This is a genomic window from Dokdonia ponticola (genome assembly GCF_042653865.1).
In the GTDB taxonomy this organism is placed as follows: Bacteria; Bacteroidota; Bacteroidia; order Flavobacteriales; family Flavobacteriaceae; genus Dokdonia; species Dokdonia ponticola.
The window spans coordinates 20,157-41,439 of sequence record NZ_JBHSFV010000018.1; the positions used below are offsets into that span (position 1 = coordinate 20,157).

At 37.8% G+C, this 21,283-nt stretch carries 16 protein-coding genes; 2 read left to right on the plus strand and 14 right to left on the minus strand.

Annotation, left to right across the window (positions count from 1 at the left end):
- Positions 1 to 20: 20 nt before the first annotated feature.
- The 10 genes from ACFO3O_RS20690 to ACFO3O_RS20735 all read right to left on the minus strand — a co-directional run bounded on the left by ACFO3O_RS20690 (position 21) and on the right by ACFO3O_RS20735 (position 14,457).
- Positions 21 to 2,282, minus strand: coding sequence for a xanthine dehydrogenase family protein molybdopterin-binding subunit (locus ACFO3O_RS20690; protein ID WP_379982436.1), 2,262 nt, complete (start codon positions 2,280 to 2,282; stop codon positions 21 to 23).
- Between the two features lie 33 nt (positions 2,283 to 2,315).
- On the minus strand, positions 2,316 to 2,783 hold the full coding sequence (locus ACFO3O_RS20695) for a (2Fe-2S)-binding protein (protein WP_379982438.1): 468 nt from the start codon (positions 2,781 to 2,783) through the stop codon (positions 2,316 to 2,318).
- 358 nt (positions 2,784 to 3,141) lie between these two features.
- Positions 3,142 to 3,792, minus strand: coding sequence for a ligase-associated DNA damage response endonuclease PdeM (pdeM, locus tag ACFO3O_RS20700; RefSeq protein WP_379982440.1), 651 nt, complete (start codon positions 3,790 to 3,792; stop codon positions 3,142 to 3,144).
- Positions 3,793 to 4,029: 237 nt separating this feature from the next.
- Positions 4,030 to 6,492 (minus strand): ligase-associated DNA damage response DEXH box helicase, encoded by a 2,463-nt coding sequence (locus tag ACFO3O_RS20705; protein WP_379982442.1) that lies wholly within the window; start codon positions 6,490 to 6,492, stop codon positions 4,030 to 4,032.
- The gene (locus tag ACFO3O_RS20710) at positions 6,489 to 8,093 is read right to left on the minus strand and encodes an ATP-dependent DNA ligase (protein WP_379982444.1); all 1,605 of its coding nucleotides are present in this window, start codon (positions 8,091 to 8,093) and stop codon (positions 6,489 to 6,491) included. Before ACFO3O_RS20710 ends, ACFO3O_RS20705 begins: the two co-directional genes overlap by 4 nt.
- The gene (locus ACFO3O_RS20715; RefSeq protein ID WP_379982446.1) at positions 8,090 to 9,115 is read right to left on the minus strand and encodes a ligase-associated DNA damage response exonuclease; all 1,026 of its coding nucleotides are present in this window, start codon (positions 9,113 to 9,115) and stop codon (positions 8,090 to 8,092) included. Before ACFO3O_RS20715 ends, ACFO3O_RS20710 begins: the two co-directional genes overlap by 4 nt.
- 262 nt (positions 9,116 to 9,377) lie before the next feature.
- The gene (locus ACFO3O_RS20720) at positions 9,378 to 10,295 is read right to left on the minus strand and encodes a hypothetical protein (protein WP_379982447.1); all 918 of its coding nucleotides are present in this window, start codon (positions 10,293 to 10,295) and stop codon (positions 9,378 to 9,380) included.
- 164 nt (positions 10,296 to 10,459) lie between these two features.
- On the minus strand, positions 10,460 to 10,672 hold the full coding sequence (locus ACFO3O_RS20725; RefSeq protein ID WP_379982449.1) for a hypothetical protein: 213 nt from the start codon (positions 10,670 to 10,672) through the stop codon (positions 10,460 to 10,462).
- Positions 10,673 to 10,939: 267 nt separating this feature from the next.
- Complete coding sequence (locus tag ACFO3O_RS20730; protein WP_379982451.1) at positions 10,940 to 13,105, minus strand: serine hydrolase domain-containing protein; 2,166 nt, start codon at positions 13,103 to 13,105, stop codon at positions 10,940 to 10,942.
- A 179-nt stretch (positions 13,106 to 13,284) separates the two neighbouring features.
- Positions 13,285 to 14,457 (minus strand): helix-turn-helix domain-containing protein, encoded by a 1,173-nt coding sequence (locus tag ACFO3O_RS20735; RefSeq protein WP_379982453.1) that lies wholly within the window; start codon positions 14,455 to 14,457, stop codon positions 13,285 to 13,287.
- A 222-nt stretch (positions 14,458 to 14,679) separates the two neighbouring features.
- On the opposite strand from ACFO3O_RS20735, the gene ACFO3O_RS20740 reads away from it, so the two are divergent.
- Positions 14,680 to 14,883: a YgaP family membrane protein gene (locus tag ACFO3O_RS20740; RefSeq protein WP_379982455.1), complete on the plus strand. Its 204-nt coding sequence runs from the start codon at positions 14,680 to 14,682 to the stop codon at positions 14,881 to 14,883.
- 133 nt (positions 14,884 to 15,016) lie between these two features.
- On the opposite strand, the gene ACFO3O_RS20745 is transcribed toward ACFO3O_RS20740, so the two are convergent.
- From ACFO3O_RS20745 to ACFO3O_RS20755, 3 genes are all read right to left on the minus strand, one after another.
- Positions 15,017 to 15,874: an HNH endonuclease family protein gene (locus ACFO3O_RS20745; protein ID WP_379982457.1), complete on the minus strand. Its 858-nt coding sequence runs from the start codon at positions 15,872 to 15,874 to the stop codon at positions 15,017 to 15,019.
- 2 nt (positions 15,875 to 15,876) lie between these two features.
- On the minus strand, positions 15,877 to 17,166 hold the full coding sequence (locus tag ACFO3O_RS20750) for an AAA family ATPase (RefSeq protein WP_379982458.1): 1,290 nt from the start codon (positions 17,164 to 17,166) through the stop codon (positions 15,877 to 15,879).
- 515 nt (positions 17,167 to 17,681) lie between these two features.
- Positions 17,682 to 18,950 (minus strand): DUF2254 domain-containing protein, encoded by a 1,269-nt coding sequence (locus ACFO3O_RS20755; RefSeq protein ID WP_379982460.1) that lies wholly within the window; start codon positions 18,948 to 18,950, stop codon positions 17,682 to 17,684.
- A 247-nt stretch (positions 18,951 to 19,197) separates the two neighbouring features.
- Between ACFO3O_RS20755 and ACFO3O_RS20760 the strand changes: the two genes are divergently transcribed.
- Positions 19,198 to 20,304 (plus strand): DNA topoisomerase IB, encoded by a 1,107-nt coding sequence (locus ACFO3O_RS20760; RefSeq protein WP_379982462.1) that lies wholly within the window; start codon positions 19,198 to 19,200, stop codon positions 20,302 to 20,304.
- Positions 20,305 to 20,394: 90 nt separating this feature from the next.
- Here ACFO3O_RS20760 and ACFO3O_RS20765 read toward each other — a convergent pair whose 3' ends face one another.
- A complete protein-coding gene (locus ACFO3O_RS20765; protein WP_379982464.1) occupies positions 20,395 to 21,279 on the minus strand; it encodes a YihY/virulence factor BrkB family protein in 885 nt (294 codons plus the stop codon).
- Positions 21,280 to 21,283: the final 4 nt, after the last annotated feature.

Consider the following 21,283-nt stretch of genomic DNA (forward strand, 5'->3'; position numbering starts at 1 on the left):
TTTCTATAAAACTCGCTAGCTTATCCTTTTAATTCTTGATTGCCCATAAAGGGTTGGTGATAATGACGTTTTCCAGTGGCTTTGTATAAAGCATTAGCCACCGCACCCATGATAGGAGGGAACGGAGGTTCGCCTAGTCCTGTTGGGTTGATATCACTCTTCACAAAATCGACCTTCACTTTAGAAGGGGCTTCGCTGTGCCTGATCAAACGATAGGTATCAAAATTACGTTGTTCAGGTTGACCATCTTTAAAGGTAATGGCACTATACATCGCGTGTCCAATCCCATCGACGGTACCTCCTTGTACAAGGTTTTCGGCGGCATCAGGATTGACTACAATTCCACAATCGACAGCACAGAAAACCTCTTTTACGTTGGGCTCGTTATTTTTCATTTCGAGATCCAATACTTGTGCGACATAGGAGTTATGACAGAAATATGCAGAAACGCCTCGGCTTACGCCCGTTTTTGGGGTATCCCAATCAGACGTTTCGCGCACTTTTTTGAGTACGCCTGCATAGCGCGCTGCGTCATAATCATTGTTTTCACCGATAGGATTGCTCTCTGCTTTGGCAAGTAAGTCCAATCGGAATTGAATAGGATCTTTGCCGACTTCTTCTGCTAATTCATCCAAGAAGGATTGCTCCGCTCCTGCGATAAAATTAGAACGAGGAGCTCTAAAGGCCCCTGTGGTGATATTGCTTTCTACTTCCCATTGCTCCGCTAGATAATGCTCAAACGCCCCAGCAGGGAAACGATTGGCTGCTAGTGGACTTTCTGGAATTCCTCCCGCATTGACGTGAAAAGCGGTTACATTATTATTCTCATCGATAGCGGCCCTGTAGGTAGCGTAATAGGCAGGGCGATAGACACCATTGGTCATATCATCTTCGCGGGTGTATATCAGTTTAATAGGTGTATTTGTTTTCTGAGAAATGACAGCCGCTTCTACGAGGAAATGTCCATAGAGTCGGCGTCCAAAACCACCACCTTGGCGTGTCATCATGATATCTACCTTTTCTTTAGGGAGACCGAGTCGCTCAGAAACGCTCATCTCCATAATTTCTGGTGTTTGGATGGGTCCTACGAGTTTTGCTTCATCGGCAGTGACATGGGCAAAGAAATTCATGGGTTCCATGGTGTTGTGGGCAAGGAATGGGCACGAATAGCTACGCTCTATGATTCGAGCTGCATTTTTAAATTGGGTTTCTGGGTCTCCATCTTTTCGGGCAACTGTAGCGTTTTTGGCACCCTCTTGTGCCATGATTTTAAAATGAGTGTCTGAATTTTCAAGACCTGCGGGATAGTTTTTGGTGGTATTGCGTCCAAAGAAATTCATTTCTACAGTCACATCAGGTGCATTTTCCCAAGCAACGTCTAGTTGTTTTTTGGCTTGAAGTACTTGCCAAGTAGTTTCTCCAACCACCACAGGTAGTTTGGTAAAGGCTGTTGTGTCAAAGGCACTAATGCCTTTTACGTCTTTATAAGTGTCCATGACAAACACCTCTTTGATCCCTGGCATTTTTAATACGGCATCTGCATTCATGGATTTGAATTGCATTCCAAAGGCTGGTGGTTGCACCAGCATGGCAATGAGCATTCCGTTTTCTTTATAGTCAAGTCCAAATAGGGGTTGACCCGTCACAATTTTTTGGGCATCTACATTTTTACGGGAGGTACCTATAATTTTAAAATCTGTTTTTTCTTTGAGTTCTACTTCTTCGGGTACTTCAACACTGGCGGCTGCGGCTGCCATGTCTCCAAATCCTGCGGATTGGTTGGTCGCTGCGTGTGAGAGGATTCCCTCGCTGACTTCTATTTCGCCGAAAGGCACACCCCAAGCATCTGCGGCAGCTTGTTTGAGCATGTGTTTGGCAGTTGCACCTGCCATTCTAAGCGATTCCCATCCCTGACGGATGGATTGACTTCCTCCCGCCAGCTGGCGTGTGAATATATCTGTATTGAGCGGTGCTTGTTCTACGATGACATTTTTCCAGTCTACGTCTAGCTCTTCTGCCACAAGCATGGGCATAGAGGTTTTTACGTTTTGACCTATTTCAGGATTGGGAGACATGATGGTCACGACTCCATTTTCTCCTATTTTTAGGAACCCATTGAGTTCATACCAATTTTCGGGCATTTCTAGTGCTGCGATGGCTTCTCCTTTTGGAGTTTCTTTGCACGAATATAACCAGCTAAAGCCGATCATCATTCCTCCACCTGCTAAGCCCACACTTTTAATAAAAGACCTTCTTCCTACGTTTGTTTTTGCTTTACTCATGATTTCTTTTTTCTTTATTAGAAGTCCTTTTAATTAGCTTGTTGCATTTTGATTAGCGGCTGTTTTGATGGCTGCTTTGATCCGTGTGTACGTACCGCATCTACAAATATTACCATCCATAGCGGCATCGATTTCATCATCTGTAGGTGATGGATTCTTTTTTAAGAGGGCACTAGCATTCATGATTTGACCCGCTTGACAGTAGCCACATTGTGGCACATCGTGTGCGAGCCATGCTTTTTGTACGGGATGATCACCATTTTCTGAAAGCCCTTCAATGGTGGTGATGTCATACTCGGCAGCGACGGAGACGGGTGTGACGCATGAACGTACGGCGTCACCGTCCAAATGAATGGTACAGGCGCCACACTGTGCGGCACCACAACCAAATTTGGTACCTACTAGATCCAAATGGTCTCGCAATACCCACAACATAGGAGTCGTTTCATCTACTTCTATTTGTTGTTTTTTTCCGTTTACTTTTAAGTTATATAAAGCCATAGTGATCTGTTTTTTCCGTTTGATGTATTCCTCTTAAAATTAATTAAAAAAAACCAAATTTAAAGGCTTCTCTGAGTTTTTAACCATTTAGAGCTCTTAACTATGTATGAGAAAGGACTTTTATTATTATATACGTAGGAATTGAAGTATATGATTTTGCGTTATTTATGTTTTATACTTGGTGTGGTTTATACTAAAAACAAAATACGTTGTTTTAGAAAAATCAAGACGTTCAGTTCCTCAGAAACTGTATCTTAAAAGTCAGTATTAGTCTCCTCAAGAGATGATACAGATGATTCATAGCATATCTCCTGAAAGCAATACGTTTATACCATCTTCTTAGTGGGATATGTGACGATTATGAAAGGCCCAATACTATTTCTATAACTTGATCATCTGCTACCGCAAAAACACGATCTTTTGGTGTTGGCATAAGAATATAGTTGCCAGTAAAGGTTCCAAAAGCGGGTTGTATCAGCTGATTAGGTTTCATGAAAAAGCAAGGGACTTTTAATGATTGTTTTCCTGTACCTACTAATTGAACTCCTGGATGAATATGGCCTGCTATATTAAAAAAACCATTTCTGATTTCTGGATGATGAGTTAAAAGAATTGTATCGATACAGCGTTCTTCAAAAATTTGAACTCCTAATTCTTCATAAAGTAGGGGAGCAATAATATCATGGTTTCCCGTGACTAATTGTATTTTAAATACATTGCTTTCTACCCATTTTTTAAATAGTATCCATTCTGTATTTAAGTGACTATGAAAAAGATCCCCCATGAAGATAATGGTATTTGGATTAAAATAGGAACATACATTTTCTAGTTTTTCAATATTTTCCTGAATAGCCTTTTGAGGTACTCCGCTGCCGTGTTTTCTAAAATGGGTGATTTTCCCAAAATGTACATCTGCAATAAGCAAATAGCTTTTTTGTTTCCAGAAAATTGCTCCAGAGGGGTGTAGTATCAATGTTTGATTTTGGACGGTGATTTCTGTCGTTTCCATGCAAGACTAAGATATACATTCTAGGACATATAAGCCTGTAGAATGGGTATAGGTTTGCATGTTTTTTCTTGGTATCCATCGGCGATTATAACTTTAGGAACAGTTAAAAGTGAAAAGTGAAAAATGTAGACGGTTAAGTCTAATCAAGGGCATACATCAGATTCAAGCAAACCCATAAACTTTTTAAACTAACAATCCCATGACTCAAAGACTCACGACTCATCACTGATAATTAACTTATTTAGTAAGTAACGCTACCATTCGTTTGATACGGTCAGCTAGTTTTTCTGATGATAATTTTTCGCGTAAGCGGTCTGTAATAATAGGAAATGAAAAGGGTGTTGGTTTTTCACAATGTTTCCAAATGATTTTTTGTTTTTCAATACGCTCCATAGCGAGTTGTAATCTGCCTTCTTCTAGCTGATGGTCAAATGTTTCTGTAAATGCTTGTTGGTATAATAAATGATCAGACTCATAATCTCCAAATACATCAAAGAGTAATTGTGAGCTTGATTGTAGGTGTTTATTTTTTACTTGCTTGTTCGGGTAGCCTGTAAATACAAGCCCAGAAATGACTGCAATATCTCTGAATTTACGCCGAGCCATTTCTGTGGCATTCAAGCTTTTCTGTAAATCGCTTTTGAGGTATTCTGGTGTAAAGAGATTGTTATCAATGATTTCTTGAACATCAAAAAACTGATCTGATAAAAGTTCAAACCCATAATCATTATAAGCAATGGTAAAGGTAATAGGGGATAATAAACTAATCCGATAGGCGATGAGACTTGCCATAGCTTCGTGTACAAAACGTCCTTCAAAAGGGTAGAAGACAGCATGATAGCCTTCGCGGGTTTTAAAGGTTTCTATCAAAAATTCATCTTTGGATGGAATGATACTTTCTTTTTGTTGTCTTGTAAAAATTGGCGCTAATGCTTTTAATTCCTTAGAGAGTGGAAGATCAGTACGATTAACGTTGTACAATTCCTCACGAAGCATATCGCTCATTTCTGATGAAAAACTCATACGTCCTCCCATCCAGCTAGGTACTTTAGCTGTTTTTTTATTGGATTTTCTTACGAGGACTTGCATATTTTTAATTTTAAACAACTCTAGGTTTCTACCCGCAAACGTAAAGACATCTCCCCGTTTTAGTTTGGAAACAAACCACTCTTCGATCATTCCTATATAGCCCCCTTTTAGATATTTTACCATTAGATTGGCATCGCTTACAATCGTGCCTATTTGTAGTCTATGGCGCATGGCTACCAAACGACTATTCACTTTAAATTTCCCATCTTCTGCAACTTCTACCTTGCGATACTCATCATACGCCTGTAAACTTTGACTTCCTAGTACTAAAAAATTAAGAATCCATTGGTATTGATCTTGCGTTATTGCCTGAAAGCAACTAGTGGTCTGGATTTCTTTAAAAATAACATCTGGATAAAATCCGTCAGATACGGCGAGCGTGACCAGATATTGAACGAGTACATCATAGCTATTGAGGTAGGGAATACGATCTTCTACGATTTTTTGTTTGACTGCCTTCTGAAGTGCAGAGGCTTCTATAAGTTCTAAAGCGTGTGTTGGTAAAAAATGGATCACACTTTCTTTTCCAGGTTGATGTCCGCTCCGTCCTGCTCTTTGTAAAAAACGTGCCACGCCTTTTGGGCTTCCTATTTGGATGATGGTTTCTACGGGAGCGAAGTCAACGCCAAGATCCAAACTTGAGGTACAGACCACTGCTTTCAGATCACCCGATCGAATCGCATTTTCTACCCACAAACGGGTTTCTTTACTAATACTCCCGTGGTGCATCGCCAGTGAACCTGCCAGTTCTGGTTGTACTGCGAGGATTTTTTGAAACCAAATTTCACACTGCGATCGTGTGTTGGTAAAGAGTAGGGTACTTTTACTTTTATCAATAATGGGGAGCACCTCATTGAGTAGATGAATTCCCAGATGACCGCGCCATGGAAAGGTTTCTATGTTATTGGGAATGATAGATTTTACGGTAATTTTCTTTTTAATAGATGCTTTAATCAGTACAGAATTGTCTAGTGTTTTTGGATCGGTGCCTAATAAGACATCTCTGGCTTGTTCCAGATTTCCAATCGTCGCCGAAATTCCCCAAATTCGTAATCGAGGGGCTACTACTTTGAGTCTAGAAAGCGCTAATTCCATTTGTACGCCACGCTTACTTCCTAAAAGTTCATGCCACTCGTCAATGACGATAGCGTGTAGGTTTTCAAAAGTTTTAGCATACCCTTTGGAGGCTAACAGCAGTTGTAGACTCTCAGGAGTGGTGATTAGTAAATCTGGCATTTTCCGCTTTTGAGCAGCACGTACTTTTTGTGGGGTATCACCTGTACGAATACCTACCGTGAAAGGCGCATCAATTCCTGCTGCAAAGCGTTCGGCGGCTTGTTGAATTTCTACAGATAAGGCACGTAAAGGTGTAATCCATATGGCTTTTACTCCTTTTTTGGGTTTGGTTTTATAGTCTGGGTTTTGTTTGATGATATCCAATACAATAGGAATCCAAAGCGCATATGTTTTTCCGCTTCCTGTAGGAGCATTTAGAAGTCCGTGTTTTCCTTGCAAAAAGGCTTGCCAGGTTTTTTTCTGAAACGGAAACGGTTTCCAACCTTGTTCCTCAAACCAAGCTTCGGCGATATGTAGTAATGCCGGTCGATTCATAGGGGATCGGTTTTAGGAATCATCATTTTAAGTTCTTCTATCGTATTGGCATCTTCTATTTTTTTGTCTTGTCGCCATCGCAGTATTCTTGGGAAGCGTGTAGCGACTCCACTTTTGTGACGTGATGAAAGCGCAATGCCTTCAAACGCAATTTCAAATACTAATTCTGGCGTGACGCTTCGCACGGGACCAAAACGTTCTAAGGTGTTTTTTTTAATCCATGCATCTACTTTTCTAAACTCTGTGTCGGTAAGTCCTGAGTACGCTTTCGCGAAAGTGACCAATTCCTTCTCCTCATTCCATAATCCAAAGGTATAATCTGTAAAGAGATTGGTACGTCTCCCGTGACCGCGCATAGCATAGGTAAGTACGGCGTCGATAGTCAGCGGATCTACTTTCCATTTCCACCAATCGCCTTTTTTACGTCCGACTTTATAGCTGGCATCCCAACGTTTAATCATTAATCCCTCGCTGTGCATTTCTCGAGATTTTGACCGCTCCACGGCCATTTCTTCCCAATTAGAAAAAGAAAGGGTTTCTGAGATATGTAACGGAATTTCGTCCTTATTGACTGTATCTACGAGGGTTTCTAAAAGAACTCTCCGGTCTTTAAAAGGTAGGGGCCGAATGTCTTTTCCTTCCCATTCCAACAAATCATAGGCTTTTAAAATCACAGGAACTTTTGCGAGCAGTGCTTTAGACACATTTTTACGTCCGATGCGCGTTTGTAAGTCATTAAATGTACCAATCTGTCCGTTGATGAATGGTAAGATTTCGCCATCCAATACTACACCATCGGGGAGTGCATCTACAAAAGCTGAAAATTCAGGGTACTTATCGGTGACTAATTCTTCCCCTCGGCTCCATACATACAATTCGCCTTTACGAAGAATCACTTGCGAGCGGATTCCATCCCATTTATGTTCTGCACTCCAATCTGCTACATCTCCTAAATCGGAAACCTTATCTTCTACCGCATACGCGAGATAAAAAGGATAGGGTTTTGATAAATAGTCAGCTTCTTTTTCTTCTAGGACTAAGTCGGTGAAACTAATAGTATTGGGATCCCAATTCCCCATAAGTTTATAAGCAAGGATATCTTCATCTATAGCAACCGCTTTTGAGAGTGCTCTCGTCATTAATTTCTGACTCACACCAATTCTAAAACTTCCTGTAATCAGTTTATTGAATACAAAACGTTCATAGTAATTCAGCGAACTCCAATTATCAAAAAGGTATTCCTTTTTGGCTTCGTCAGTTTTCTTTTTTAATGCACTAATTTCCTGAACAAATTGGGTCAGGCTTTTTTCGGAAGTTTCTGTAGAGGCTGGAATAATAAGAGCGATTGTTTCTGCAAGATCACCAACAATGTGATAGGATTCTTCAAATAACCACAACGGAATGTTAGATAACTCAGATGCCCATGTTCTTAGAAGCGTCGTATTCACAGGCCGTGGTGGTCTACGGTGTGAGAGTATTGCAATTGTCCACACCTTATCTGCATCGGTTGCTTTTGTAAAGTAATCGGTGAGTGCGGCTACTTTTGCATTGGTTTTATTGGTGCTGTCTAATAGTTTTATGAGATGTGCAAAATCTTTCATACTTCTTCTACTTCCTTGTTAGAGGTTTGCATCTCATTAGCTTCGCCTTCATATTGTGTTTTCTCTGTACGCGCGTCATACCCTTTTTCTCGAAGATATTTAGAAAAGATATCTGTATAGCCGTGGGTGGTAATGATCTTTTGAGCACCTGTCCCTTCAATTGCAGTAAGTAATTCTTGCCAGTCACAATGATCAGAGAGGACAAAACCTTTATCAATAGCGCGTCTTCTTCTTGCACCTCGAAAAGTCATCCACCCGCTTGCAGATGCTGTTACATAGGGTACCATTTTCCGAATCCACGGACTTCCATGTGTACTAGGTGGCGCAATGACCATCGTACCTTTTAGTTCTTCTTTTGTCGTTTCTTTTGTAATACGTGTGGTTTCTGGAAAAGACACCATTGGACGAATCACTTCGGTCATATTTTCAATAGCAGCATGTGTATATATTTTCCCTATAGATGGATCAAGATGTTTGAGTAAGCGTTGTGCTTTGCCTAATGAATATCCAAATAGTATAGAAGTTTTGCCTTCTGCTTGATTTTCAGACCACCACGTATTAATTTCTGTAAACACGTCTTCTTGTGGTTTCCAAGCAAAGGCAGGCAGTCCAAAAGTGCATTCAGTGATAAAGGTATCACAACGTACGCATTCATAGGGGACAGATACACCATCGTGCGAGAGTTTGTAATCCCCTGTAAAGACCCAAACTTCCCCTTTATGTTCTACACGTACCTGCGAACTTCCGATAATATGACCTGCAGGATGTAGTGAGAATTTCACATTATTGATCGTAAAAGACTCGTTGTATGAAACACCAGATACCGTAATATCTCCTAGTCTGTGCTTAATAATAGGAATATTGGTGTGGTGAGTAATGTATTTTTTATGACCGTAGCGGCTATGGTCTGCATGACCGTGGGTGATAATCGCTTTGTCTACGGGAAACCATGGGTCTAAATAGACATCTGCCGCTTCGCAGTAAATTCCATTTTTATTAAATATGAGTAAAGGTGTTTTCATGAGGTAACGTATTCTTATCAGGTACTATAGGGATTCATTGATATGCTGTTATTCATGTAGGTAAGATACGTATCTTTTATAATTCGGTATTAGCGCATTGGGTTGTATTGTTAGTGGTATTGAAGCTGAGATCGCTTTCGCGAAAGCTAAACCATATAAACTCCATAAAGCTTCATGTATTTTTAAAAAATAGAAATATAAAATAATAAAAGCCCTGTTATCTATTTGATAACAGGGCTTTGTGTATGTTACAGTCTCTAAATTACAGACCTGTTCTATAAATCAGATCAAATCCTACAAAAGGAGCTGCTGAAAATTCGTTATTCAATCGGGTACGATCATCACCGCCTACTTGAAAAGTAAGTACTTGCAATCCTATCGTATCTCCTTGGTTGTATACACCGTAATCGGTAGTATCTAGTCCTACACGACCACGAAGGATTAATGAATCATCCAAAAATCCGTAGGCAGCAAAGGCTGAGAAACGAATAGACTCTTCTTGTACATAAAAATCAGAATTAAATTCTGTTAAGTTATATGACTTAATAGACGTAATCAGGTTGGCTCCTACACTAAAGTGATCTGACACGGAGTAGTTAGCATCTGCACGGATAGGTAAAGTGGCATTGATATAAAACTTTTTGTTTTTTGATCTGTACCAAAGTCCGATGAGTGGTGTCAAGGTAGTACCAAAATTTTCTGAAGAAATATACGTACCAAATTTTAAGCTGTATTTACTTGAGTATCTTTTTTCTAGTAGGGCGAGTCCTCCCATTTGAAAGTCTTTGTTACCTAAATCATCAAAATCTGAAGCAAATTTAGGAAGCGCCACGTAGGTACCACTCCATTTGTTTCCATGATCTAGTTTAACTCCTAAGTTAAGGCGTGTCATAATTAAACTTGATCTGTCTTCAACCCCTTGTCCCGTTGATTCGATAAGGTTGTTTAAACCTAGTCTTGTGTTCTCATACGTAAAGCCCGTAATCATGGTGATGTCTCCTGTAAGTGGCACAGGGAAGTACATTTCAATATTGGCGTTGCTTACATCGGTTTCACTGTCATTCTCTGTATTTCCGAGTGTGGTACTATGGTAGGTAGTTTTTAGAACGTCTAAATAATTTTGAGCATTTACCATGCTTATAGAAATCATAAAAGCGAAAAGGAGTAGTATTTTTTTCATAGTGTCTTACTAGATGTTAGTTAGGAGTTGCTTTCTTGCAACTATTGTTTATCTATTTGCAATCAAAGTTAGACAATAAAATAGTTTAATTCTAGCTTATTTTTAAAAAAAGTGACACTTATGTGAGAATACTACAATTATACAGGGCTGATTTTAAAATTTTATTATTTTATAAGTCCTGAGAGTTGAGGAGTTGAGGAGTTGAGGAGTTGATGAGTTGATGAGTTGATGAGTTGATGAGTTGATGAGTTGATGAGTTGAGGAGTTGATGAGTTGATGAGTTGATGAGTTGATGAGTTGAGGAGTCTATAAGTCGAGTGAGCCCCCCAAGGCCGAACTTTAAACTCTTGTGCAAAAAAACGTACTACTTTGGTCATGTATGTCCGAATCGTATTTTTTTACAACGAATATGTCTTTTCCCCGTCTTTAGAGGGCGAACATATTCTTTTTTTCTTGCACCCTTTACATTTGAGGTAACAAAAAAAGAAACTGACACCAAATAACAGATAACGGTTCACAGCTATAGGAGGCTAATTGGTTTTGTAAAAAAATAGTACTCAAGTCATCAGATTTGGACGTATTACGTCTTCTAGTTTTCGTGCTGAATGCTTTATGTATGAGTACGCTTTCGCGAAAGCGGACCCTTATTTATTCCACGTTTCTTGATCGTCTTTACGGTTTTTTATTTCTTCTTGGAGTGTGTCAGAAATCTTAGTGCCTTTCTTGTCAATTACAATTTCCCACACATTGGTCGTGCAATTATTTTCTAACTCCATACTATTGGATTTGCAAAATTGCTTCGTTCCCTTTATGATGTAGCCCGTAGCTGTTTCTTGACCTGTGTACCCATATTCGTTATAAAAATCACCATAGGTTGCGCTCCATTGTTCCTTGCCTTTTTGATCTACTTTGATGACATAAACATCATAATTTCCGTTACCAAAAGAGCTTGTTGCGCCTATGAGTAAATAGCCGTTATCTTTTGTACTGATAATAGAAAAGGCTTTGTCATAGCTTGTGCCTCCGTATTTTTTAAACCAAATTTCGTTGCCAATGGCATCATTTTTTGTGAGTAAAATTTCACTATCTTTTCCTGTAGATCCTATGGTGGTGACTTGTATAGAACCGTTCTCTGTTGGTATGACACGCTGAAATTCTAGTGACGTTTTTTTGATAAACTTGATATTTGCGACACGATTTGTTGTAAGTAATATAGTACGAATTCGGTTAAAAGCATCTTTTTGTACTTTTAGTTTATACCCAGAGGTGAGCAAAAATGAGGGTGTTAATATATTGATTTCTTGTGTTTTCTTTCTACCCTTTTTCTTGATGAATAGTGTATTTTCTTTTTTGAGAACTTCAAAAGAAATATCTAATTCCTTATTTTCATATATTCCTGTATATGCGTCTAATTCATAGCTGTTTAATCGTGTAGTAGGAAGTTTTGTGTGAAATCTAGGTTCTCGATTTTCAAGATACAATGTGACGTTTATAGGTTCTCCAGCAGGTTGGCTAAATCCAATTTTATCAGTTGTAGAGCCTTCAAAAGCATATAGGTTTGCTCTTTCTTTTATCAACGTAAAGGGATTATTGTTTCCTCTTTGATATTGTATTTTCCCATCTTTCTCCAAAATATTGATGATGATATCTTCATCAGCAGTGATATACTTTCCTGAAAGAGAATCGGATGGAATCACATCCCCTAATGAAAGACGTTCAAAGTCTACTTTAGCCATTGATGATTCTTTAGTAGGCAGTATAAGATTTGCTATTTGATCTGCAATACTACCGCTCCAAAGTCTACTATTAGAACTCATCACAAAAATAGAAAGCCCTTCTTCTGGATAGCGTGCCGTTTGTGCATGATATGAGCCTGTACCTCCTGAATGGTGTACAGCCTTGTAGTTCATTCTGTCGGTGAGTTCTAACCCAAAACCATAGGTGGTAATTTCACTATTAGGAATAGGAAGCTGACTTTGTAGTAATAATTGATTATTTGTTTTTTGAGCATTTTGGATGGCTTGTTCAAAAATCAATTGATCTTTTAGTGTGGTAAATAGAAAACCATCCCCATATAAATTGGTAAGCATAGGGAATTGTTGCCATACTCCATCTCCCCAATCTGAGTAGGGAAGTACTTGGTTAGGAATAACAGCCATATAATTTTTTAAAAATACGGTGTTTTTCATTCCTAATTCTTCAAATACTAGTTTTGAATACTCATGAAAAGACTTTTCTGAAACCTTCTCTACAATTTTCGCTAATAAAGTATAATTAGAATTACTATACGTATAACCCGATCCTGGTGTAAAATTGAGGTCTTCTTGTTTTTCCAATAATTCTATGACATCATCATTATCCATGCCCACACGTCTCCACCAAGGCTCCATTTGTACACCCATTAAATCGGGATAATCTCTGATACCACTGGTATGATTGAGAAGATGTCTTATTTTAATGGCTTCTTTAATGTTTGGATAGAAAGTAGGGAAGTAGGTACGGATATCCTCCTCTAAAGAAAGTTTGCCTTCTAAGCTCAATTTTAAGATACACAGCGCTGTAAACTGTTTTGCCACCGATGCGATATTAGATCGTGAATCCTTGGTAGCTTTTACTTGATGCTGTAAATCTGAAAGGCCACTATAATGTTCATAGACAATAGTTCCATCTTTTACAATGCCTATAAATAAACTAGGGTCTTTTTCCTCAATCAGAGAAGAAACCACTGCATCTATTTTATCAGTAGGAATGTTTTGGGAGAAGCTTATAAAAGATAATAAAATAAGAATAGGTGTAATTACTTTTTTCATGACGTGTTTTAAATTGATACACAAATATCCTTTGTTTAGAGGGATTACACGCTTCAAATCGGGATTTGAGACGTATTTTGTGAAACTCCGCACTAAAAAGTCCGAAGGACGCATTCAACATTGTAAGGACTGGATCTCATGGTGAGCTGGATCTTAGTCAATTTGTAATTTAGTGTTTCTTACGATTTATGCAATGCCACAAGAAACTCTTTAGGAGAAAGAGCGGTGTGCTTTTTAAAAGCTCTATTAAATGTGGCTTTAGAGTTAAAACCGCATTCTAAGGCGATGCCTAATAAGGTTTTGTTTTCTTGTACCCCTTTTTTTAATTGTTCTTTTACAGCTTCTACCCGATAATAATTTATAAAATCATTAAAGTTCATTTTAAAACCACTATTTACGATGGAGGAGATCAACTTAGGTGTTGTATCCAAGTGTGTTGCTACATCTGATACGGTTAAAGAAGGGTTTTTATATAGTTTTTCTAGAAGCATCAAATCCAAGAGTTTTTGTTTCCAAAGATCGGCGTCGGGGAGTATTGTTTCGGTAACTTTATCTTCTAAAGGAACTATTATGGTCTCGGGCTCTTGTGTATCGGTAGGAATATCACCTATGGAAATAGAAGCTTTGATGGTATTAGAATAGCCACTCAAAGCTATGTAGTAGTAGAGCATTGAAAAGGAGAGGTAATACCAAAATTTCCTTCCAAACTCACCCCATTCAGGATTTAGAATGAAAAATAAAACCCGTAAGAGCAAAATACATAAGAAAACAATAAAGAAATGCTTGAGCCATTTAAATAAAATAGAATCGGCAAAACTAACGGTTTCAAAAACGATCTTTCTATAGTTTGCATATACCCGAAGACTTAGAACCAAATAGAATACCATAGAGAGCAGTCCCGCTATTTGATACCACAAGTCAAAATCTTTGTCTCTACCATCTGCATAAAAATAAAATTCTGATAGCACCCATTTATCTGTGATAAAAATGATGAGACTGTATATCAGATATAAAAAAGCTGGAACAAAATGGATATACTGCTTTTTGGAGAGTTTAAATGAGATGTTTAATAAACTTTGAGTGTAAAAAAAGAGTACAGGTCCAATCAACAAGACTTGCTGGAAGGGAGTGAAAAATAAAATTTCACGATATATTTTTCGAGAATACCAACTGGCATACCCTAGCATAAAAGGGGTGATGTATAAGGTGCATAATAAAACAAATAGACTCAACCATTTACTAGCACTGTTGTCTGTTTGTTTTCCTTTTTTAAAGAGTAAAAAAGAAAAGACAATACCATGAAAAAAGAAAATCAATAAAATAGAACTTTTAGGTCCAAAGTTAAAAAGCATACGTTTTTTTATGATTAATTGATTGATGACACAAAACTTACCCCAATATGGATAGTTTATTGTAATTTCACTTAAAATATAGTTTATTCATTTATTTCCGATGTAATCTCTTTAAAAATGTTAAATATCTTATTTGTAGGATATTTCTCTTTTTTATATGCGTAAAAACATTACCTTTGTGAGGTAACTAATTCATTATCTATGCTTAAAAGCAAAAAAAACATGAATACAATGGATCGCGTTTCTCGATTTCTTGTATCAGCAGTTCTTGTAGCATTAGTCATATTTGGCCCCATTAGAGGGGTATTAGGATTTATACTTATAGTCATGTCTGTTTTTTTCCTTGTAGCCAGTGTTACAGGTTTCTGCTTATTTTATAAATCTATCAATGCAGATTTCCATAATTCAGATGAGTACTTTAAGTAGTTTATAGTAAAACTGTTTGAACTAATTACATTTAATAAGTATTTATTCTTTCTATGATCTCTCCTGCCTACTGCAGGCAGGTTCGCGAAAGCAAAATTAGTCCGCAAATTTTCTTGTCCATTTAACTTCCTATTTAAGGGATGATGATCGCTGTTGTTGGTTTTTGTTCAAAATACTGAAGCATTCCTGAATAGGCACTCTCATCTCGAAGGAGCCGCTCTCGAATTCTTCGTTGCATAGTTCTATAGTTATCAGGAATATTCACATCTTCACTAATAAGACGAGCAGCACAGTACACCAGATAGGCTTCGAAGCGATGGAAACAAAGCTCAGGCCGATTGATTCCATAGTCTTCTTCTGAAGCTTTTACTATTTTTTTATGAAGCTTATTTTGAGCATCTAGCGGGACTAAACGCACTGATTCATTTTCAGGAGAAACTTCCCATCCAAAATAGGCTTTTGGGTCATCTATGTAAGGATTTAGTAATAAGGGACGTTCTGCGATATGTTCTTGACAGTAAGTATCCCAAGGAACCCCATCGGTTTCCTGAATGGGATCTGGCGTGATACGGTCTACGATTTTTTCTAAATAGGTATCTGTACTATTTTTCTTAATAAGGGGTGGTTTTATAGGAGTGTGTAAAGTCTTGAACTTTGCTTTTTTATACTTTTGGTTACATAAAGTACAGGATGCTAAGTAATTATCATAGCAATAGGCCAACCACCAATATTTACTTTTAGGACGGTAATGCTCCACATCTCCATAGGAAACCACTGTCGTAGGGGATTCACAATACGCACATTTTGAATAGCTTTCTTTGTGTAATTGCTCTTTACACGGCGACCAAGTAGAGGGGAATTTATGCTTTTCTAGAATTCCGTTTTTTATATCTCGCTCCGTTTTTACCAATTTTAGTAATTGCTTTTTTCGAAGATCTCCTACAAACGTAGGAGGAATGCCCATATCGCGGATTCTAGATAACTTACGCATGTCTATTTTTTATACGATTTTAGAATTTCTTTTAAGGTCGCATGTTCATCTTGATTAATGATACTGTTTGAATAGGACTTGATAGGCATATCTTTTAGTTTTTCATTTATACCTTCTAGTTCTTGTTTTTCTTTTGAGGATTGATTTTTACGTTGGGAGAGTGTTGATCTTTTTTTCTTTAAGTTCACGACCTCAACCGATTCATCTGTAGGCATTCCAAATACATCACTCATGATTATTTGATGTAAGAGAAGACTACTTGGGTCTCCGCTAAAGACATCTAGGCGAATGATGTCATTTACTCTTTCAATCGTATAGAGCTCTGATTTTCCTGCTTGCTGTGCGATAAAAGGCGAATGTGTGGTCGCAATGAGCTGCATATTTGGCAGGGTTTTCTGTATAAAACCGAGTAATTCTCTTTGCCACACGGGATGTAAGTGAAGCGCAATCTCATCAATCAGTAACACTCCTTTTGTATTGAGCGGTTCCTTCCTGTCAGAAAAAATATCATTGATTCTATAGAGAATATCACCAATCCAGGCAGCCATATTCTGATAGCCATCACTGAGAGCACTAAAAGGGATAATTCCGTCTTTGGTTTCTAAAAGTAATCGACGGTCTTTCTTGTCGATACTATGAAATCGTGTATCTGGTAAAAATTCGTCAAATACTTTTTTAATAATATCCATCCCGCTATCACTTCGGTAATCAAGATCCAATGCCCATTCTTCTATAGAGTTAAGCTCTGCGGTTTTATCTAATAAGGAGGCGACGCATTGTGCTCGTTGTGAAGATGATCGTTTGGACCTAAAATTTGATCCTCCGGAGCCAGCGTTTCTAGAAGATCCGTAGCCGACTATAAAATAATTCCGATCCGTATGTCGTAAGGCAGCGTCAATCTCTTGAAGGGATTCTCCAGAGCGTTTCATAATATCGCTCAAATGATCACCTCTATGTATTTCAAGCCATATATGACGTGAGGAACCATCTTCTATGGTCATTTCTAGATCAATACGACACTCATCCGTTCCGTACCGAATCCAATCATCAGCACGACCTAACAGTTCTCCAAGCGCATTACTTCCTGCAGTGACTAATGCGATTGCTTTTAGAATATTACTTTTCCCTGTTCCGTTTTCTCCAAGAATGAGGGTGCGTGCTCTATTTCTTGGCATCGTATCAGGAGAAGAGGATTGCTCTTGTAGCGTCACCTCATCAACGACTTCTCTAAAATCAATCTCTAAGTCACTAAAGGATCTAAAATTTTTAAGAACAAGCTTTTGTATAAACATGAGTGTTGGTTTACTACACAATATACTGTATAGAGGTTATGGAAAAATAAGCTTAAAAAAAGCAATAAAACTAAGGTAGGTATTAAAGCACATATTCCCAAATCAAAGCGAGATGTTTGTGAGTAGTGAGTCTGTGAGTTTAACCCGCATTATGCATTAGAACTTCGTAATGAGGTTTAAAGAAGCAATAAAATATGGCGTTTTCTGAGTTTTAGCATAGCATCGCTATGGTTAAACTTAAAAAGGTAGTGTAACGGTATATTTTGAAGCTTATTTAAGTTGTAATAGATTTTCTAATGCATAATTCGGGTTTAATGTTTATGAGGTTAAACGTAGAGGGAGCTCCCTAACCCCAAAATGGAAACTCTTAGGCGATCTCCCTTTTTTCTACCTTTAAATTTGGGATACTAAAAAAGTAAACTGACATTAAATAGCAGTTATCTGTTAACCGTTAACAGATCACACATAGCAGGCTTCTGCCTATCATAGGTAGTTTCGCGAAAGCGGAAACAGCATCAATCTAATAATTTAAAAATTTGTTTCTGATCGGCAGCGTTTGTAATATGAGAAGTAACGTCTTCTCTTATAGCATCAAGTTCAGTTTTTACAGGTATTTTTTCATGAAGCGCAATATCTGTTTGTAAGATATATTGTAGCATTAGGATAAGTTCGTGCATCACCAGACTATCATGTTTTGCATACTGCCTGAGTGGCTGAACGATTAATCGTAGTACCTCGGCTGTCGTAATATTTGATTGAATGACCGTACATTTTTCTGAGCTACTCTTGGTTTGTGTATAGCTAGAAATCTTGATGGTTTTATACAATAAAGGTCCTAGTCTTGTGATGATTTCAATAGCAGTTCCTGGATCATTAATTCCTGGAGACATCGCTTTTACAGCTACTTCCATGAGTTTAATCATACCACCAATATACGTATTGTCTTCATGACGGTCTTTAGAAAAAATAAGGCAATCTTGTATTTTTTCTAAGTCATCATCAGAAATATCTTTTTTTGTTTTTAATAATGGGTGTCCTCTCCAAACATGCTGATCCTGATAAGGGATGATCTGTAAATCGTTTTCAAAATGTTGTAAGCTATTATTAAAAATACCCATATCAAAACCTCGGTAATATCCTGTGCGATGACTTATGATTGTTTTTCTTAGATCTGCTACACTTATTTCAGCTTCTGGCTCTTCGCATTTTTCGTTTACATAGCGTTCACTTTCTTTGGCAATCCTATCGGTAATCTCGTGAATCTGTATCGCATTGGAAATGGTATGGATAAAGTACACAAAGAGACCTACACATATAATTCCGAAAATAGCAGCAAACATTGTTGTCAGCCCAATAATTTCTTTGGAGCTATCACTATCAGCTGCGTCCATGGTTATAAGGGCAACAAGCGCATATAACAACGTTCCGATATAGACACCTAAAATCATTTGATGCTTTTTATCAGAAATAAGACCTGGTAATAATCGCGGTGAGTAATTAGAGCTCGCTTGATTAAGGACCACCATTACCATCGAAAAACTGAATACCGTTAAGGAAAGAATCCCTCCAATTAGTGTAGACAACGTGGTACGAGCCGTATCTATATTATCTATTAATAAATAAGGGATTTTGTCTTTAAGATAGGTGACAAGTGAAGTGGTTTCTAGCTGTGGGATACCTATAGAGAATAGTAAGAAAAGAATACTAATCACTACAGGGTATAACGCTATACTCCGTAATGTACGTTTATAACTCGCTTTTAACGTCTTAAGTATTTTTCTCACACCTTAGGTTTTCTATTTTTAAAAAGGAAAGATACGTATCATTTTTTATAGGCATAGTTATCTGAACTATAATATTATTAGCGTAATTTGAATGGTTTGCTTTCGCGAAAGCAATAAAAGTCACTATTCAAAGCTATAAGATACCTAATTTTTAGTCTATTTTTAACCCTAAATTAATGTACTCGATAATCGAGAGCTAACTATTGCGAGAATTGCCTTAAAGTAGTTTGCTAGTAGCCCAACATATATGATGAATCTTGACGATTATAAGAACCTAGATTTTATTAATTCCTTATTAAACACTCCTGATCAAGTGATTGATAAGCTGGATTTGATCTATGTATATGATGATTCTTTGAGTATTGAGCGTATAAAAAAGGAAAAAGACTTTGATTATCTACATGAAGGAAAACCGCTGAAAGATAAAGATCAATTAGCGCGTATTCAGGGACTCGTCATCCCACCAGCATGGCAACAGGTAAAAATCTCATACCCCTACAATGGTCATTTACAAGCGGTAGGAAGAGATGTGAAAAATAGAAAACAGTACCGATATCATCCATTATGGAATCAGGTGCGAAATCAAACAAAGTTTTTAAAAATGACAAACTTTGGTCATCAACTTCCAAAAATCCGTGCCCGTGTAGACACCGATCTTGAAAAATCAGGTTGGCCCAAAAAAAAAGTATTGGCACTTGTGATTCGTCTTATGGAAGAAACCCATATCCGGATCGGGAGCAGGCAATATGCAAAACGAAATAAAACCTACGGGCTAGCCACCATGCGAACACGGCACGTATCTGTTGCAAAAGACAAGTTAAAATTTCACTTTGTTGGTAAAAAAGGGAAGGAACATAGCATTAGTATTCGAAATAAGAAACTCGCTAGGCTAGTCAATCGCTGTGAAGAAATTCCAGGATGGGAACTATTTCAGTACTATGATGATAGTGGCACAAAGCACAGTATAGATAGTGGTATGATTAACGAGTATATACATGATATCTGTGGGGAGTTGTTTACTGCAAAAGATTTTAGAACGTGGGCAGGTACTAGTATTTTCTTTGAGTCTTTGTTGGAATTAGGAATTGCATCTTCAGAAAAAGAAAAAAAGGAAAACCTACTAACCGCTTTTGATGCCACGGCAAAAGAGCTTGGTAATACGCGGAATGTTTGTAGAAAATACTACGTACATCCTATGGTCATACACCGATATACAAATGATGCTATTGCCGAAGATTTTAAAAAGTTAGACCTACTTAATGATGAGAAAGAATACCTATCGGATTCAGAAATTGTGTTGCTGGAAATGATGGAGAATTATACGCCAAGATTTATAAAAGATATTTTGGAGTAGGTGTAAGTTGATATACGCTTTCGCGAACTTGCCTCCCGCAGGCAAGAGCGTGTAAAGAAAAACGACCACCTCATTTAACGACTACTCTGGTTATACTTTTAAATATTTCTGTGAATAGGCCCTCGTAAAATGAGCACCAAAGAACAGAATCAAACTAGAATAAGAAACCCATAACATAATTAGAATAATAGATCCAGCGGCTCCGTAGGTGGAACCGGGTTCCATTTCACTAAAATAAACAGCAAGTAGGTATTTACCTCCTACAAAAAGAAGGGACGTTAATCCTGCTCCTATACGTACGGCTCTCCACTTAATAGTAGCATTAGGTAACCATTTAAACATCATAGCAAATAACACATAAATAAACCCTAACGACACCAGAATGTCAAATATATAAATCAGATCGATCCTGTTTTCAGGAATAAATTTAGATAGATTTTTGCCAAACGTACTCAGTAAAGAAGTGAGTATAAAACTGATGAGTAGGAGAAAACCAATAATGAGGATAAACCCAAAACTTTTAAAGCGTCCAATGAGGGTTGCAATAATCCCATTTTTAGAAGGAGGGGGAGCATCCCAGATTTTATCAAGTACATTCTGAATTTGAAAAAATACTCCTGTCGATCCATAGAGTAATGTTGCAATTCCAATGACATTTGAAAACATAGAGGTAGGTGCATCACCTCTATCTAACATCATTGTTCGTATGGATGTTGCTGTTTCTTTTCCCAATGCCTTAGAGATTTCATCGATGAGTTCTCCTTGTACGATATCACGACCCCAAATAGCGCCTACAAGGTTTAGAATGATGATAATCAGGGCGGGTAAGGAGAGAATGGCATAATAGGCAACAATCGCACTTTTTTCAAAAGGGTTACTTGCAAACCAAGATTTTGCTGTGGTCACTAGCAACTCTGGCAAATGCTTGATTTTAAAATGGCGTTCTAATGGTTTGTCTGTAGTTTGCTCTTCCATACAT

Excerpts from the sequence above, each read along its gene's own strand:
- ACFO3O_RS20740 (WP_379982455.1), top strand. The coding sequence starts at position 14,680 with ATGAATACAATGGATCGCGTTTCTCGATTTCTTGTATCAGCAGTTCTT.
- ACFO3O_RS20715 (WP_379982446.1), bottom strand. The coding sequence starts at position 9,115 with ATGAAAACACCTTTACTCATATTTAATAAAAATGGAATTTACTGCGAA.
- ACFO3O_RS20750 (WP_379982458.1), bottom strand. The coding sequence starts at position 17,166 with ATGTTTATACAAAAGCTTGTTCTTAAAAATTTTAGATCCTTTAGTGAC.
- ACFO3O_RS20725 (WP_379982449.1), bottom strand. The coding sequence starts at position 10,672 with ATGACCAAAGTAGTACGTTTTTTTGCACAAGAGTTTAAAGTTCGGCCT.
- ACFO3O_RS20735 (WP_379982453.1), bottom strand. The coding sequence starts at position 14,457 with ATGCTTTTTAACTTTGGACCTAAAAGTTCTATTTTATTGATTTTCTTT.
- ACFO3O_RS20705 (WP_379982442.1), bottom strand. The coding sequence starts at position 6,492 with ATGAATCGACCGGCATTACTACATATCGCCGAAGCTTGGTTTGAGGAA.
- ACFO3O_RS20710 (WP_379982444.1), bottom strand. The coding sequence starts at position 8,093 with ATGAAAGATTTTGCACATCTCATAAAACTATTAGACAGCACCAATAAA.
- ACFO3O_RS20760 (WP_379982462.1), top strand. The coding sequence starts at position 19,198 with ATGATGAATCTTGACGATTATAAGAACCTAGATTTTATTAATTCCTTA.
- ACFO3O_RS20695 (WP_379982438.1), bottom strand. The coding sequence starts at position 2,783 with ATGGCTTTATATAACTTAAAAGTAAACGGAAAAAAACAACAAATAGAA.
- pdeM (WP_379982440.1), bottom strand. The coding sequence starts at position 3,792 with ATGGAAACGACAGAAATCACCGTCCAAAATCAAACATTGATACTACAC.
- ACFO3O_RS20730 (WP_379982451.1), bottom strand. The coding sequence starts at position 13,105 with ATGAAAAAAGTAATTACACCTATTCTTATTTTATTATCTTTTATAAGC.
- ACFO3O_RS20765 (WP_379982464.1), bottom strand. The coding sequence starts at position 21,279 with ATGGAAGAGCAAACTACAGACAAACCATTAGAACGCCATTTTAAAATC.
- ACFO3O_RS20690 (WP_379982436.1), bottom strand. The coding sequence starts at position 2,282 with ATGAGTAAAGCAAAAACAAACGTAGGAAGAAGGTCTTTTATTAAAAGT.
- ACFO3O_RS20745 (WP_379982457.1), bottom strand. The coding sequence starts at position 15,874 with ATGCGTAAGTTATCTAGAATCCGCGATATGGGCATTCCTCCTACGTTT.
- ACFO3O_RS20720 (WP_379982447.1), bottom strand. The coding sequence starts at position 10,295 with ATGAAAAAAATACTACTCCTTTTCGCTTTTATGATTTCTATAAGCATG.